This is a genomic window from Streptomyces finlayi (assembly GCF_014216315.1).
Taxonomy (GTDB): Bacteria; Actinomycetota; Actinomycetes; order Streptomycetales; family Streptomycetaceae; genus Streptomyces; species Streptomyces finlayi_A.
The window spans coordinates 4,195,299-4,211,153 of the sequence record NZ_CP045702.1 but is presented as its reverse complement, the minus strand read 5'-3'; the positions used below and the strand labels follow the sequence as shown (position 1 = coordinate 4,211,153).

Genomic DNA, 15,855 nt, shown 5'->3' with positions numbered 1-15,855 from the left:
CGGGCACCTGCGGCCGACCACGCCGGTTCAGGAAATGGCCGCCGGGTTTGGCGACTTGGCGGGACGGCCGCCGCCTCCCTCATCTCCTCCGTCCCCGGTGCCGCCTTCGTCGCCCATGGCGATACCGCGCCGCTTGGACACGTACACCGCCCCGACGATGACGGCGATGGCGAACACCGCCACCACCGCCCGCACCCCGGGGCTCGCGTCCTCCCCGTAGCTGAACTGCACGACCGCCGGGGCGATGAGCAGGGCAACCAGGTTCATCACCTTGAGGAGCGGGTTGATCGCGGGGCCTGCCGTGTCCTTGAACGGATCTCCGACCGTGTCACCGATGACGGTCGCGGCATGGGCGTCACTGCCCTTGCCGCCGTAATGCCCGTCCTCGACGAGCTTCTTGGCGTTGTCCCACGCACCACCGGAGTTCGCGAGGAAGACCGCCATGAGAGTGCCGGTCGCGATCGCACCCGCGAGGTACGAGCCGAGCGCCCCGACCCCGAGACTGAATCCGACCGCGATCGGCGCCAGCACGGCGAGCAGTCCGGGCGTGGCCAGTTCGCGCAGCGCGTCCTTGGTGCAGATGTCGACGACGCGCCCGTACTCCGGCTTCTCCGTGTAGTCCATGATCCCGGGGTGCTCGCGGAACTGCCGCCGCACCTCGTAGACCACCGCCCCGGCGGACCGGGACACCGCGTTGATGGCCAGACCGGAGAAGAGGAAGACGACGGCGGCGCCGAGGATGAGCCCGACCAGGTTGTTGGGCTGCGAGATGTCCAGGCTCAGCCCCAGCTCACCCGCTCCGGCCCCCACGTCCTCGACCGCCGTGGCGATCGCGTCCCGGTAGGAACCGAACAGCGCCGCCGCCGCCAGGACGGCGGTGGCGATCGCGATGCCCTTGGTGATGGCCTTGGTGGTGTTGCCGACGGCGTCCAGGTCGGTGAGTACCTGCGCCCCGGCGCCCTGGACGTCGCCCGACATCTCGGCGATGCCCTGAGCGTTGTCGGAAACCGGCCCGAAGGTGTCCATGGCGACGATGACCCCGACGGTGGTGAGCAGCCCGGTGCCCGCGAGGGCCACCGCGAAGAGCGCCAGCATCACCGACGTACCGCCGAGCAGGAACGCCCCGTAGACGCCGAGCCCGATCAGCAGCGCGGTGTAGACCGCGGACTCCAGACCGATGGAGATCCCGGCGAGCACGACGGTCGCCGGGCCCGTCAACGAGGACTTGCCGATGTCCCTGACCGGGCGGCGGTTGGTCTCGGTGAAGTAGCCGGTGAGCTGCTGGATCAGCGCGGCGAGCACGATTCCGATGGCGACGGCGACCAGGGCGAAGATCCGGGGATCGCCGCCGTGCGAGGCGATGGTGCTGTCCGTGACCCCGTCAAGTTCGGCGTACGAGGACGGCAGGTAGACGAAGACCGCCACGGCCACCAGGACGAGCGAGATCACCGCGGAGATGAAGAACCCGCGGTTGATGGCGGTCATCCCGCTCCGGTCGGTACGCCGCGGGGCGACCGCGAAGATGCCGATCATCGCGGTGATCACGCCGATCGCCGGCACGATCAGGGGAAAGGCCAGTCCGGAGTCACCGAAGGCGGCCGAGCCGAGGATGAGTGCGGCGACGAGCGTCACGGCGTACGACTCGAAGAGGTCGGCCGCCATACCCGCGCAGTCCCCGACGTTGTCGCCCACGTTGTCGGCGATGGTCGCGGCGTTACGCGGATCGTCCTCCGGGATGCCCTGCTCCACCTTGCCGACGAGGTCGGCGCCCACGTCGGCCGCCTTGGTGAAGATGCCGCCGCCGACCCTCATGAACATGGCGATCAGCGCGGCGCCGAGGCCGAACCCTTCCAGGACCTTGGGGGCGTCGGCGGCGTACACGAGGACGACACAGGAGGCGCCGAGCAGGCCGAGGCCCACCGTGATCATGCCGACCACGCCCCCCGTACGGAAAGCGATCTTCATCGCCTTGTGGGATACGGCGGTGAGATCCTTTTCCGGTTCGCCCTCTTCCGGAGTCGCCTCACGCGCGGCCGCGGCGACGCGCACATTGCTGCGAACGGCGAGGCGCATGCCGATGTACCCGGTGGCCGCCGAGAAAAGCGCACCCACCAGGAAGAACAACGACCTTCCCGCACGCTGCGACCAGTTGTCGGCCGGCAACAGCAGAAGCAGGAAGAACACGACGACGGCGAAAATGCCGACGGTACGCAGCTGTCGCGCCAGATACGCATTCGCTCCCTCCTGGACGGCCGCCGCGATTTCCTTCATACGCTCCGTGCCCTCGCCGGCCGCCAGGACCTGGCGTGTCAGCAGCTGGGCGACGACCAGTGCGGCGACGGCGACGACCGCGACCACGATGATGATCAGCCGGTTGTCATCGGTGAGAACCGCGGCCGCGAGTGAGGTGGGACGGTCGGAAGGTGCGGAAAACTGGGTCAGTTCTGCCAGTGGTGTGTTGAAGAACCCCGCCATACGTCCTCCTTGACGCTCAGCGCTCAAGACGTGGACGGATTGTAGGGAGCAGAACCCGATCAAAACAGTGGGTGCGTAATGGAATTGACCTTCATCCCTCAATCGGCAAATGACCTCACCCTTGATCCGACCCAAATGCAGTAACGGGGCAGAGGCATTGCCGGGAGATCACCGATCAAGCGGAAACGAAAATGGCCCTGCTCAGCAGGGCCCGGAAAATGCTCGGTCATGTGCACCCGGCAGAGTGACCGGGGATGGCCGGGGATGGCCAGGGGTGGCCGGGGCCGGGATGGCCAACGGGTGGCCGGGGATGTCGGAGGTGGCCAGGGATGACTGGGGGTGGCCTTGCAGGGGTTGGAGCAATGGCCATGAGTTAGATCGGGTCGGGTGTCAGTGTGTGGAGCACGATGGTGCGGGTGACGCGCCGGGTTCCGGGGTCGGTTGAGCTGCGGGTTTGGTAGCTGAGATGGGGGCGTTTCGTGGTGCGGGGCGTGGTGCGGGTGGGGCGGTCTCGGATGTGCATGCCGGGGAGGTCGGCTATGAGGAAGTGCAGGGCCTTCGCGAGCTGGTCAGGGGGAAAAAGCCGTCCTGAGGGAGCTTTTGACGGCGTCCAGGACGGGCGGGAAGCTGATGCGGGCGGGGTCGATGCCCGCGATCACGGCGGCCCTGGCGATCAGGGTGCGCAGGGCCTGGTAGACGCAGAGTAGCGCCCACAGTTCTTGTCGTACTCCCTCGGGTTTGCCCGAGCGCAGGATGCCGCCACTTTGCCGCAGGTCGACCTTGAGCAGTTTGAAGAGCACTTCCACCGACCAGCGTTCGGCGTAGTTGCGGGCCAGCTCCAAAGCGGGCGCGTGCTCAGGGTCCAGCAGGGTGGTGATGAGGCAGAAGACCTCGCTGATTCCGCCGTCGTCGGCGACGGAGTACTCGATGACTCGTACCGTGACCCGCTGCGACTTCCGCTCGCCGCGCAGTTCGGACAGGTACGTGCCGTCGGCCAGCCGTTTCTTGACGGGCAGGGTGAAGGAAGCCGAGACGCGCCACAGCAGTTGTGCGCCCGTCGCGGCGGCAGCCCGGTACAGGCCGAACGAGGGGAAGCCGCGGTCGGCCAGCAGCAGCATGCCGGGCGCCAACCGGTCCAACAGGCGGGTGAACAGGGTGCGTTCACCGACCGCGATGGAGTCGAAGGCCGCCCCGGTCAGGGCCAGCGTGCCGCACTCGGCCAGCGCCACCAGGCGGACCTGCGGCCGGCTTCCACCGGCCGGAACCGCGAACGCCGCCTCGTTCCGCTTCCCCGAGGGCACATCGAAGACCGTGCCGTCCACCGCCATCAACCGCAGCCCCCGCCAGAACGCCTCCGGGGTGCGCTCATCGGCCACCGGGGCTGCGACCTCGTCGAACAGGTTCCGCAACGGCGCCTCACCCAACCGGTAACGGGCCAGCGAGATCGCCCCGTCACTGGGCACCCGGTATTCGCCCCAGCCGCCCCGCGACCACCGCAGCCCCTCCAGCAGGCCCCGCAGGGTGCGCACGTACCCCTTGCCCGGCTCCAACCACAACGCCAGCGACAAATACATCATCAACTTCGCCGGCAACGACCGCGTTCGCTCCTCACGCGCCCCCGCCTCATCGATCGCCGCCCGCACGGCCTCCTCCGGGAACACCGCCGCCAGCAACCCGATCGACACGTCATCCGTCAGCCGCCCCGCGGCCACACCCTCAATCCGCTCCACCCCAAGATCATCGCACCCCGGGCAGCTAACTCAGGACCATTGGGGGTTGGAGGGCCCCGGAGGCGGTGGGGGGCGGGGGCGCGACCGTTCGGGTCCAGCCGCAGGTCCGGTCACGCGCGCCCGGCCAAACCGCACACGGGACTCAGGAAGGCGGCGCGGCGGACTTCGTCGGCCAGCTCATGCGGATCACTCCGCCGTCCGCGCCCGACCTGACTTCCATGTCATCGACCAGGCCACTGATGACCGCGAGACCCATCTCGTCCTCAGCGTCGCCGTCGGACTCGGTACTCATCGAGCCGCTCCGCCCTCCGGGCGTGGCGCCGGACGGTCCGGCCGCGGTGGCGGCCTCGCTGCCGGGGCCGGGCACCTCGTCGCCGACCTCGATGGAGAAAGCCTTCTCCTCATCGGTCAGCACGACGGTCACCGGGGCGGTGATGCCATGACCGCGATGCAGCCCGACGGCACGGCTGCACGCCTCGCCCACAGCCAGTCTGACCTCGTCGAGCAACGCCTCGTCCACCCCGGCCCGGCGAGCCACGGCGGCTGCCACGAGGCGCGCCGTCCTGACATGTTCGGGCTGAGCGCTGAAGCGGAGTTCAACGGTGGCCATGCGATCCCCCTCGAACGTACGGGCGTGCTTGTCAGAGGCCCGGGCGTGCAGCCCGGTCCCCCTGCTCTCCACCCTCCGGAAAAGCCGACAAAGCCGGCAGTCGGCCCAGGGCCGACCACCTGCTCGAAGCGGCCTGCCTGCTGCCGCGTGCCGGGCTGTTCACTGCCTGCCGGCCGGCCAGATGAGGCCGGCCCGCTCCGACGTCAGTCGGTGGCCGCGACAGCCTCTTCGACCGTGGTGTGAATGGGGAACACCTTGGTCAGACCTGTGATCCGGAAGATCTTGAGAATGCGCTCCTGGTTGCAGACCAGGCGCAGTGAACCCTCATGGGCTCTGACGCGCTTCAAGCCGCCCACGAGCACGCCGAGGCCGGTGGAGTCGAGAAAATCGACACCTTCCATGTCGACAACCAGGTGGTAGCTGCCGTCATTCACCAACTCGACCAACTGCTCGCGCAGCTTGGGCGCGGTATACACATCAATCTCGCCACCGACCTCGACGACCGTACGGTCGCCACCAGGGCCGGACACATTGCGAGTCGACAAGGACAGGTCCACGGATCCTCCAGCACCTTGCTATCGAGCGGTCGCCCCTCGGTCTCCCCGACGGAGCCAGGGGACGGATCGCCAGCCGCGATGGCATTCAATCACTTACCAGCCGCCATGCACGACGCCTTGGGACCATTGTCCGCCACGCCAGTGACACACTCGGTGCCGATGGCCAAGAATCACCGCCCCAGTCGACCGCCCGAGAGCGGGGGATCCCGCCCCTCTCCCTCCATGGTCCTCGACCGGCTCGCCGCAGGGGCGGGCCGGTCCGCGCGCATCACTCATACGGAGCACTTGCCCCCGCGGGCGGGAACCCATGCCATCTGGCCGGATCGCATCCGCCCAGAAGTCGTCGCGGCGATTCAGCAGGCCGGGATCGGCCATCCGTGGGCCCATCAGGCAGCCGCCGCGGAGCATGCGCTGGACGGCGAATCCGTCGTGATCGCCACCGGCACCGCGTCCGGGAAGTCCCTCGCCTACCTCGCGCCGGTGCTCAGCACCCTGCTCGAGGGCTCACAGGCCCCGAACGGACGCGGGGCCACCGCCCTGTACCTCGCCCCCACCAAGGCCCTGGCAGCCGACCAGCGACGGTCCGTGAAGAACCTCGCGGAGCCACTCGGCCACGCGATCCGGCCGGCGGTGTACGACGGTGACACCCCCGTCGAGGAACGCGAATGGGTACGCCAGTACGCCAACTACGTCCTGACCAACCCCGACATGCTGCACCGCGGCATCCTGCCCTCCCATCCCCGCTGGTCCTCCTTCCTGCGCGCCCTGCGCTTCGTCGTCATCGACGAGTGCCACACCTACCGGGGCGTCTTCGGCTCCCACGTCGCCCAGGTGCTGCGGCGCCTGCGCCGCCTGTGCGCCCGTTACGGCGCCGATCCGGTCTTCCTCCTCGCCTCCGCCACCTCGGCGGACCCCTCGGTCGCCGCGGGCCGTCTCACGGGCCTCCCCGTCAAGGAGGTCGCCGACGACGCCTCGCCCCGCGGCGAACTGGTCTTCGCCCTCTGGGAACCCCCGCTGACCGAACTCCACGGCGAGAGGGGCGCCCCGGTTCGCCGTACCGCCACGGCGGAAACCGCCGACCTCCTCACCGACCTGACCCTTCAAGGCGTCCGCTCGGTGGCCTTCGTGCGATCGCGGCGCGGCGCCGAACTCATCTCGGTGATCGCGAAGGAACGCCTCGCCGAGGTGGACCACTTGCTGCCGAAACGGATCGCCGCCTATCGCGGCGGCTACCTCCCCGAGGAACGCCGCGCTCTGGAACGGGCTCTGCACTCCGGCGAACTACTCGGCCTCGCCGCCACCACCGCCCTGGAACTGGGCATCGACGTCTCGGGCCTCGACGCCGTCGTCATCGCCGGTTACCCGGGCACCAGGGCCTCCCTGTGGCAGCAGGCGGGACGCGCGGGCCGCTCCGGTCAGGGCGCACTCGCCATCCTGGTCGCCCGGGACGATCCCCTGGACACCTATCTGGTCCACCACCCCGAGGCGCTGTTCCAGCAGCCCGTGGAGTCCACCGTCCTGGACCCCGACAACCCGTACGTCCTCGCCCCCCATCTGTGCGCGGCCGCCGCGGAACTGCCTCTCACCGGGTCCGACATCGCGCTCTTCGGTCCTGCCGTGCCCGATCTGCTGCCTCAGCTGGAGGCCGCGAAACTACTGCGCAAGCGGCCCTCCGGCTGGCACTGGACCCGCCGCGAGCGGGCGGCGGATCTCACCGACATCCGCGGCGAGGGCGGCCGCCCGGTCCAGATCGTCGAAGAGGGCACCGGACGTCTGCTCGGAACCGTCGACGAGTCGGCAGCGCACACCGCCGTCCACGAGGGCGCCGTCCACCTCCACCAGGGCCGCACCTACCTGGTGCGGAAGCTCGACCTGGAGGACTCCGTGGCCCTCGTCGAGGAGGCGAGCCCGCCGTACTCGACCACCGCACGCGACACCACCGCCATCTCCGTCCTGGAGACCGACATGGAGATCCCGTGGGGTGACGGACGACTCTGTTACGGCTCCGTGGAGGTCACCAACCAGGTCGTCTCCTTCCTGCGCCGCCGGGTGATCACCGGTGAGGTCATGGGGGAGACCAAACTCGACCTCCCGCCCCGCACCCTGCGCACCCGCGCCGTGTGGTGGACGGTCACCGAGGACCAGCTCGATGCCGCCCGGATCAATCCGGAGATCCTCGGCGGCGCTCTCCACGCCGCCGAGCACGCGTCGATCGGGATGCTCCCGCTCTTCGCCACCTGCGACCGCTGGGACATCGGCGGAGTCTCCGTGCCGCTCCACCCGGACACCCTGCTGCCCACGGTCTTCGTCTACGACGGCCACTCGGGCGGCGCCGGCTTCGCCGAGCGGGCCTTCCACACCGCCCGGACGTGGCTGACGGCGACCCGCGAGGCCATCGCGTCCTGCGAGTGCGACGCGGGCTGCCCCTCGTGCATCCAGTCCCCCAAGTGCGGCAACGGGAACGAGCCGCTGCACAAGCGCGGCGCCGTACGCCTCCTCACCGAACTCCTACGCACCGCACCCCCGGACCCGGCTGCCCCTGCCCCTGCCCCACCCCCGGAAGACACGCCGAAGCCGTAGCCGCCGAACCCCCTCCCCTCGCCGCTCCCCCGGCCCGCGCCGCTGCTCCCCCGGCCCGCGCTCCCCCGGCCCGCGCCGCCTCGTCCGGCGGCCCCGCGCGGGCCCTGACCTCTGGCTCGTACGGGCCGAAGCGGGCGCGGGCCGTCACATCGGCGATCTCCCCCTGCACGGCGCACCGCACCACAACCGCCTCCTGAGCCCCGGCAACCCGCCCGGCCGCCTCGCACGCGGCTGCCGGGCCCTGGAGGGCACGGTCGGCTGCGGCGAGGGCCGCCAGGTCAGCCGCACCGCCGGCCCTGTGCCGGGCCGCCACGGCCTGTCCCAGTGCGAGCACCACCGCGAACACCGCGCACAGGGTGGCCGTGGCCGTAGCCGCCCACACCGTCGCCAGCCCTCGATCACCGGAGCCGCCTCCCCGCCTCAGCCACCGCTCCCGCTCCCGCTCCCGCTCCCGCCCCCGCTTCCACCAGCTCCTCACGGCTCCTCCCCCACCGTGTCCTCCGCAAGTGCGGCCGCCTCGGCGCTCAACGTGAGCGTCAGTGGCCCAGGACCCGGTGTCGGTGCCTCCACGCGGACCCGCCACAGCTCCCCCGACCGCTCCACCTCGACCCGCGCCTGTCCAGGCGCCGCCGCCCGCGCCGTGTCCAGCACCGCCGCCTCCGGCTCCGAACGGGCCGCTGCCCGCGCCCCGGCCCGCGCCGCGTCCACGCACCGGATCTGATCGGCTGCGGCCACCAGAGCCCACACCAGGACGACCGCGAAGGCGACAAGGGCGGGGATGACCATCGCCGCCTCCGCCGTCACGGCGCCCTCGTCCCTGCCGGGAGGGGCAGGAGCCCGCGCCCGCCACCGCCGCCCGGCCCAGGCCCCTCCGCCGGCCCCGCAACCCTCAGAACTTCGCATCGAGCGCGTCCTTGATCAGCGACTGCATCGCCGTGAGCACGGGCCCGCTCGTCACGACCTTGTAGAGCACCGCGGCGAACCCGCAGGCGGCGATGGTTCCGACGGCGTACTCGGACGTCGTCATCCCGCGGTCCGACCGTCCGAACCTGCCCAGCGACCCCCGCTTGCCGCTCCACGCCCGCCGCGCCGAATCCAGCACCCGCCCCATGAAGTTGCCACTCATTTCAACCCCCGAAATAGATATGTCGATTTCTGTGAATCGATGTGGACTGATGTGAACCGATACGTATGGACCGCCAGGTGCCCGACGGACCACCAGGTGCCCGTCGGACCACCAGGTGCCCGTCGGACCGCCAGGTGCCCGTCGGACCGCCAAGGGCCCCTGCGCAAGGGGTCGCCCCGCGTCAGCCGGGTGACAACAGCCCGGTCGCGAGCCCGATCACCACGGGCGCCACCCCGATGGCCAGGAAGGCGGGCAGGAAGCACAGTCCGACCGGTGCGGTGATCAGCACGCCGGCGCGCTGCGCGCGGGCCACGGCCGCACTCGACCGTTCGGCGCGCATCGTCTCCGCCAGCCGGCCAACCGGTTCCGCCGCCGGTGCCCCGGTCGTTCCCGCCCGGTCCAGGCAGCGCGCCAGCTGACCCGCGCCCGGTATCTCCGCCAACCGCCCCCACGCCCCGGCCGGTTCCCCGCCGAGCCGGATCTCCGCCGCCACCCCGGCCAGCCGGTCACCGACCGGGCCACCCATGGACTCACCCACCGCCTCCGCCGCCTCCCTCGGACCCGCCCCGGCAGAGAGGCAGGCCGCCAGCAGATCGGCTGCGAGCGGAAGCTGCCCCACCACCACGGCGGCCTCCGCCACCGCGGCAGCGTCATCACGCGCCCTCCACGACCGCTGCCGACGCCACATCCCGTATGCCGCGGCCGCAGCGGCCGCGCAGCCCGGCAGTCCGCCGACCAGGACCCACCCGACCGCCGCCGCCCCCAAGGGCGCCACCCACTTCCGCACACCGGCGGTGACGCCCGGCCGCCACCGGCGCCGCTTCCCCGCACCGACCGCCAACAGCAGCGCCACACGTCTGCGCACTACCCGCTCCCGCCGCCGTCCCATGAGGGCGAGAACCGCATACGCGGCGGTGCACACCAGCACTCCCATCACCCCCAGGCTGTGGACGACGCCCCCCGTCGCCCCGCTCACGCCGCCTCACCCGCCCTGACGATCCGCCGGGCCCACAGGAGGCCCGCCGTCTCCAGCAGCCCTCCCGCGGTCAGGCAGGCCAGCCCTCCAGGGCTGTGCAACAGGACCCGCAAGGGGTCGGCCCCCAGTGCGGCACCCAGTCCCAGACCCGCCACCGGCAGAAGCGCCAGCACCACGACCGTCGACCAGGCGCCCGCCAGTTGGGCTCGCAACTCCTCCCGCCGGCGCCTGTCCGCACGTAAGGCACCCTCCAGACGGTCCAGGCCGGCCACGAGCCCCGCCCCGCCGTCCACCGCGACCCGCCAGCATGCCGCCACTCCGGCGAGCCCCTCACGCCCCGGTCCGTCCGCCGCCTGTCGCAGCGCACCCGGCACGTCCCCACCGAACCGCGCGGCCGCCAGTACCGCGGCCTCCGCCCCGCCCAGTGCCACCGCCGATTCGCGGGCGGCAACCAGCAACGCCTGGCCCGGCTCACGCCCCGCCCGCAGCTCCCCCACCACCGCACCGCACAGCGTCATCACCGCATCCGACGCGCGCTCCCGCTCCCGCCGCCGGGACCGCACACGCAGCCACCGCCGCATGAGCGGCACCGCCACGGCCCCCGCGGCCAACGGCAGCGCCGACTCACCCAGCACGGCGAGCAACACCGCCAACGGAACGCACAGCCACTCGCGCCGCTCACGGAGGAACACCGACATCGCCGACCAGTGGGCCCTCAGCCGGCTCGGCTCCGGCGCCCCGTCCGCGAACAGCAGCCGCGCCCGACGCCGCGCCTGCTCGCGCCGCACGGCCGTCCAGGCCGCCATCCCGGCACACATCACCGTCGCGTACGTCACATGCCCCGGCCCCATGGCTGTCACAGCGCGCCCCCGATCAACGAGCGCAGCCGTTCCCAGCCCCGCTCCCGTACGAATCCCCCGGCGCCCCAGCGCAGCGCGGGCACCGTCACCACCAGCCCCGCCTCATCACGCTCCAGGACATGCACCTCGGCGAGCCGTCGCTGCCCGCTCCGGTCCCGCACCAGATGGACCACCACCGACAACGCCGCCGCCAACTGGCTGTGCAAAGCCGTCCGGTCAAGGCCGGCGGCCGTCCCCAGGGCTTCGAGACGGGCCGGGACGTGTTCGGCCGCATTGGCATGCACCGTGCCGCAGCCTCCCTCGTGCCCGGTGTTCAGCGCGGCCAGCAACTCCGTGACCTCGCCGCCGCGCACCTCCCCGACCACCAGACGGTCGGGCCGCATCCGCAGCGCCTGTCGCACCAGGTCCCGCAGCGTCACGCGCCCCGCCCCCTCCTGGTTGGCGGGTCGCGACTCCAGGCGCACCACATGGGGATGGTCAGGCCGCAGCTCGGCGGAATCCTCGGCGAGCACGATCCGCTCCTGTTCCCCGACCGCCCCGAGAAGGCTCGAAAGCAACGTCGTCTTACCGGCGCCCGTGCCCCCGCTGATCAGGTACGAGACCCGGGCCTCCACAAGGGCCCGCAGCACCCGGTCGCCGCCCGGCGGCACCGTCCCCGCCTCGACCAGCTCCGCGAGCGCGAACGCCCTGGGCCGCACTACGCGCAGGGACAGACAGGTCGAGCCGACGGACACCGGAGGCAACACAGCGTGCATCCGGGTCCCGTCCGGCAGCCGTGCGTCGACCCAGGGCCTGGCATCGTCCAGACGCCGCCCCGCAACGGCCGCGAGCCGCTGAGCCAGCCTGCGTACGGCGGCCGCGTCCGCGAAGGCGACCCCGGTCAGTTCGAGTCCGGCACCCCGGTCCACCCACACCCGGTCCGGCGCGGACACCAGCACATCGGTCACCGCCGGATCGGCGAGCAGCGGCTCCAGTACCCCGGTGCCGACCAGCTCGCCCCGTAACTCCCTTGCCGCCCCGAGGACTTCCGTGTCCCCCAGGAGCCGTCCCTGGGCGCGCAGGGCGGCCGCAACCCCCGCCGGGGTCGGTGCGGCGCCACTGCGGGCCAGCCGCTGCCGCACTGCGTCGAGCAGAGCCTCCGTCATGACACACCTCCGCCCGGAAGTCCGGTGGCGAGGCTTCCGCCACCGACTGCGCCCGCCTGCTCCCAGAAGGCGGTGCAGAACCGGGCCAGGGGCCCCCGCGCCGCGCTCCCCGGCGGCGCGCCGTCGTCATGAGCCGCTGGGGGACCTGCCTCCCACGGCAGTTCACCGACGAGCGGCAGCCCGAGCGCCTTGGCCACCCACCGCTCGTCGAGGCCGGCGGCGTAGGGACCGCGCGCCACGACCCGCAGGTCCTCCAGGATCATTCCGGCCATCGACGCCACCCGCTGGGCCGCCGCGACCGCCCGCAGTTCACCGGGCACGACCAGCAGGCCGACATCGAGCTGAGCCAGCGCCTCGGCCACGCCCTCGTCCACTCTGCGCGGCAGATCCACGACGACCACGCCACCGAGTCTGCGCGCTGCCGCCAGCACCGCTCGCATGGCCTGCGGCGGGATGACCACCTCGTCGTCGCGGCCCCAGCTCAGTACCCGCAGCCCGTGCAGGGCGGGCAGGGAATCCTCCAGGGCGCCACCGCCCACCCGCCCTTTGGACTGGGCGAAATCCGGCCATCGCATGCCCTCGGCCCTTTCACCGCCGAGCAGTACGTCGATGCCGCCGCCCAGCGGGTCGCCGTCGATCAGCATGGTCCGCCGGCCGGACCTGGCGGCGGTCACGGCCAGCGCACAGGCCAGCGTGGATGCGCCGGAGCCGCCCCTCCCGCCCATCACGCCGACGGTCAGCGCGGGACGCCCCACACCCTCCGCCGCGTTGGCGATCTGGTCGACGAGCCAGCCCTCCGAATCGGGCAGCCGCAGCACATATTCGGCCCCGATCTCCACCGCCTGCCGCCAGACGTGCGGGGCGTCCTGGTCCCGCCCGACGAGCATCACGCCGCGTCTGCGGGCGATGCCACGGCAGCGCGGGGCGGCGTCGTCGCCCACCAGAACCATCGGAGCCTGCTCCCAGCCGCCCCTGTGTTCGGGCGGCCCGTAATGAACTTCCGGCTCAGCTCCGGCCGCCGCGCAGAGCCTCAGCAGATCGTCGAGCAACTCCACGTCCTCGGTCACGATCAACGGTCCGCCCCGACGGCCTTCCGAGCTGGGCATGCCTTCTCGTGCGATCGATCGAGCCACGATCCCGCCCCCTTCACACTGCCCCTTCAGTACGGTTCGCGGCGATCTCGGAGCGTTCCGAGATGCGCGATTCCGGAACCCGTGGACTTCACGGGTGGAATCACCGTGCAGCGCTTCGGAAAAAGATGTGGATCTTGCTGCAAAACTGTGGACAACTCCGGCACTGTGAATATCTCGGTAACCCGTTTCAGCGACTTCCGAGCGCAGCCCTTCCGTGACGCACCGTGACGAGGCAGGCTGAGGGAAGTTCCACGCAAAGCCAGGCCATAGCGGGCTGAGGGAGGGCGAAAACCTTGATTCCGGACGGCAAAACCGCGTCCGGACATGCGACGACCCCCGCCGGGGGGGAGAGCGGGGGTCGTCCCCACGGCCGACTCGGGGGGGGGAGGAGTCGGACCGGGGTTAGCACGGTCGCGAACGATCCGTGACTTCCATGGTGTACCCGAGAGCCTTCTCAGGCAAACCCACACGCCAGAGTTTACGCCGAATGGTGGGCCCCTATGCTCACCCTTGTGGAAAACTGCTTCTCGCCGCGCACAGCAGCCTTCTTTGACCTGGACAAGACGGTCATTGCGAAGTCATCGACGCTGACCTTCAGCAAGTCCTTCTACCAAGGCGGACTGATCAACCGCCGTGCCGTACTGCGCACCGCGTACACACAGTTCGTCTTCCTCGCCGGAGGCGCCGATCACGATCAGATGGAGCGGATGCGTGAATATCTCTCCGCGCTCTGCAAAGGGTGGAACGTCGAACTGGTCAAGGAAATCGTCGCCGAGACCCTCCACGACCTGATCGACCCGATCATCTACGACGAGGCCGCCACCCTCATCGAGGAGCACCACGCCGCGGGACGCGATGTGGTCATCGTGTCCACATCGGGCGCGGAGGTGGTCGAGCCGATCGGGGAACTGCTGGGCGCGGACCGCGTGGTCGCCACCAGGATGGTCGTCGGTGACGACGGCTGCTTCACCGGCGAGGTCGAGTACTACGCCTACGGGCCGACGAAGGCGGAAGCGATCAAGGAGCTGGCCGTTTCGGAGGGGTACGACCTCTCACGCTGTTACGCGTACAGCGACTCCGCGACCGACGTGCCGATGCTGGAGTCGGTCGGCCACCCGCACGCGGTCAATCCGGACCGCGCGCTGCGACGTGAGGCGACCCTGCGGGAGTGGCCGGTTCTCGTCTTCGACCGGCCGGTCCGGCTCAAGCAGCGACTGCCCGCCTTCTCGATGCCCCCACGCCCCGCGCTGGTCGCAGTGGCGGCCGTCGGAGCGGCCGCGGTCACCGCGGGGCTCGTCTGGTACACCAGCCGCCGCCGCGCCGCCGCGCTCCCCACCTGACCTCTCACCAGGCCCTGCCCACTCACCCGAATCGCCCGCATTTCAACCCAAAAGTAAAGAAGTCGGGCCACTACTTCCCCTTCCTCCCCAAGGGGAGTACAAAGGAGTCAACGGCCCGCGAGACCAAGGACATCCGAGAGGATCACCTTTACACGCAGGACGGCCCCACGGACCGCGCATGAAAACTGGGCACCCACGCGACGTCGACCCGTCGATTACGGGCCAGCCGCACCAGGGCACGGGCGAAGTACCCGACCTGATGGGCATATACAGAGGACGCTTGGTAACCCGGCGGACATGCCAGCGGCGGTACCGGAACCGGTACCGCCGCAACCCTTTGAGGCCGTGAGTCGCAGCCGTGGAAGAACCACGGGTCGGGTTGTAGCCGCGGAACCAGCGGGCCGCAGACGCGGCAGTGAGACGAATCAGCGAGCGTCATCGCCTCACGCGGCGCCTCGCTGCATCGCCTCGCAGACAGCGGTCGACTCCCGCACACCCAGCTCCACCGCGCGACCGCAGTGCGCGATCCAGGCGGCCATACCTTCCGGCGTTCCCGTCAGATATCCCTCGAACGCCGCGAGGTAGGCCGCCCGCCCCTGCTCCGCGTGGCCCACCTCGGCCGGGCAGATCGACTTCGGGTCGAGGCCACTGCCGATCAGCACGATCCGCTCGGCCGTCCGGGCGACCAGACCGTTTCGGGAGGCGAAGGGGCGCAGCGCCAGCAGCTCACCATGCACGACCGCCGCGGACACCAGCGCGGGCGCCGCGCTGCCCGCGATGATCAGCTGGGAGAGCCCTTCCAGCCGGCCGGCCACCTCTCCGGCATCCGGGACCAGAGCCTCGATCAGCGGCTCGTCGACCGCCTCACCTGCGAGCCTCGGCCGCCCGACCGTGTCGTCGGGAGAGGCGCCACCGGCCGCCACCAGGTGCAGACGGGCCAGGACACGGAGGGGTGACTGCCGCCAGATGGAAAGCAGTTGCCCCGCTTCGGCGGTCAGCCGCAGAGCCGCACCGATCGTGCGGGCCTCGTCGTCACCTCTGAAGTCGGTGCGCCGGCGCACCTCCTCCAGATTCCAGTCGGCGCCCGAGAGCGCGGCGGAGCCGCGGGCGCCACGCAGGGCCGCCTCCGCGGTGACCTCGTTGCTCCGGCGCCGCATGACACGGTGGCCGTACACCCGGTCCACGGCCTTGCGTACGGAGTCCACGGCATCGGTCACACCGGGCAGGGCGGCCAGTGCGGCGAGCGGATCTGAGGGAGTCGTACTCATAAGTAGCGAGGCTACGCGCCCCCTACCCCCTTACCGCCTTGGAGTGGTCTTCTTC

Annotated in this window: 14 protein-coding genes; 2 read left to right on the top strand and 12 right to left on the bottom strand. The window is 71.0% G+C overall.

All coding sequences use genetic code 11. From position 1 onward, the window contains the following. Nucleotides 1-27 precede the first annotated feature (27 nt). The 4 genes from F0344_RS19485 to bldG form a co-directional block, all read right to left on the bottom strand. Complete coding sequence (locus tag F0344_RS19485; protein ID WP_185299994.1) at nt 28-2,475, bottom strand: sodium-translocating pyrophosphatase; 2,448 nt, start codon at nt 2,473-2,475, stop codon at nt 28-30. Nucleotides 2,476-3,044: 569 nt separating this feature from the next. Further along, nucleotides 3,045-4,205 carry an IS4 family transposase gene (locus F0344_RS19480; RefSeq protein WP_185297178.1) on the bottom strand — a complete coding sequence of 387 codons (1,161 nt, stop codon included), beginning with the start codon at nt 4,203-4,205 and terminating at the stop codon, nt 3,045-3,047. A gap of 142 nt (nt 4,206-4,347) precedes the next feature. Continuing rightward, complete coding sequence (locus tag F0344_RS19475) at nt 4,348-4,815, bottom strand: ATP-binding protein (RefSeq protein ID WP_185299993.1); 468 nt, start codon at nt 4,813-4,815, stop codon at nt 4,348-4,350. Nucleotides 4,816-5,018: 203 nt separating this feature from the next. Next, nucleotides 5,019-5,372, bottom strand: a complete 354-nt coding sequence (gene bldG, locus F0344_RS19470; RefSeq protein ID WP_078075833.1) for an anti-sigma factor antagonist BldG — start codon at nt 5,370-5,372, stop codon at nt 5,019-5,021. Between the two features lie 78 nt (nt 5,373-5,450). Here bldG and F0344_RS19465 point away from each other — a divergent pair, with 78 nt between their 5' ends. Then, nucleotides 5,451-7,952, top strand: a complete 2,502-nt coding sequence (locus F0344_RS19465; RefSeq protein WP_185299992.1) for a DEAD/DEAH box helicase — start codon at nt 5,451-5,453, stop codon at nt 7,950-7,952. On the opposite strand, the gene F0344_RS19460 is transcribed toward F0344_RS19465, so the two are convergent. From F0344_RS19460 to ssd, 7 genes are all read right to left on the bottom strand, one after another. After that, nucleotides 7,870-8,298 (bottom strand): Rv3654c family TadE-like protein, encoded by a 429-nt coding sequence (locus tag F0344_RS19460; protein WP_374940159.1) that lies wholly within the window; start codon nt 8,296-8,298, stop codon nt 7,870-7,872. The two genes, F0344_RS19465 and F0344_RS19460, sit on opposite strands and share 83 nt — an antisense overlap. Nucleotides 8,299-8,426: 128 nt before the next feature. Continuing rightward, nucleotides 8,427-8,756, bottom strand: a complete 330-nt coding sequence (locus F0344_RS19455; RefSeq protein ID WP_185299991.1) for a TadE family type IV pilus minor pilin — start codon at nt 8,754-8,756, stop codon at nt 8,427-8,429. Between the two features lie 85 nt (nt 8,757-8,841). After that, nucleotides 8,842-9,063: a DUF4244 domain-containing protein gene (locus F0344_RS19450; RefSeq protein ID WP_258050282.1), complete on the bottom strand. Its 222-nt coding sequence runs from the start codon at nt 9,061-9,063 to the stop codon at nt 8,842-8,844. Nucleotides 9,064-9,259: 196 nt separating this feature from the next. Then, complete coding sequence (locus tag F0344_RS19445) at nt 9,260-10,054, bottom strand: type II secretion system F family protein (RefSeq protein ID WP_374940105.1); 795 nt, start codon at nt 10,052-10,054, stop codon at nt 9,260-9,262. Further along, on the bottom strand, nt 10,051-10,905 hold the full coding sequence (locus F0344_RS19440; protein ID WP_185302771.1) for a type II secretion system F family protein: 855 nt from the start codon (nt 10,903-10,905) through the stop codon (nt 10,051-10,053). Before F0344_RS19440 ends, F0344_RS19445 begins: the two co-directional genes overlap by 4 nt. 5 nt (nt 10,906-10,910) lie before the next feature. Beyond that, nucleotides 10,911-12,059, bottom strand: coding sequence for a TadA family conjugal transfer-associated ATPase (locus tag F0344_RS19435; protein ID WP_185299989.1), 1,149 nt, complete (start codon nt 12,057-12,059; stop codon nt 10,911-10,913). Beyond that, on the bottom strand, nt 12,056-13,165 hold the full coding sequence (ssd, locus tag F0344_RS19430) for a septum site-determining protein Ssd (RefSeq protein ID WP_185299988.1): 1,110 nt from the start codon (nt 13,163-13,165) through the stop codon (nt 12,056-12,058). The genes F0344_RS19435 and ssd overlap by 4 nt, the downstream gene beginning before the upstream one ends. A 527-nt stretch (nt 13,166-13,692) precedes the next feature. Here ssd and F0344_RS19425 point away from each other — a divergent pair. Then, on the top strand, nt 13,693-14,532 hold the full coding sequence (locus tag F0344_RS19425; RefSeq protein WP_185299987.1) for an HAD family hydrolase: 840 nt from the start codon (nt 13,693-13,695) through the stop codon (nt 14,530-14,532). Between the two features lie 443 nt (nt 14,533-14,975). On the opposite strand, the gene F0344_RS19420 is transcribed toward F0344_RS19425, so the two are convergent. Further along, nucleotides 14,976-15,800: an oxidoreductase gene (locus F0344_RS19420; protein WP_185299986.1), complete on the bottom strand. Its 825-nt coding sequence runs from the start codon at nt 15,798-15,800 to the stop codon at nt 14,976-14,978. Nucleotides 15,801-15,855: the final 55 nt, after the last annotated feature.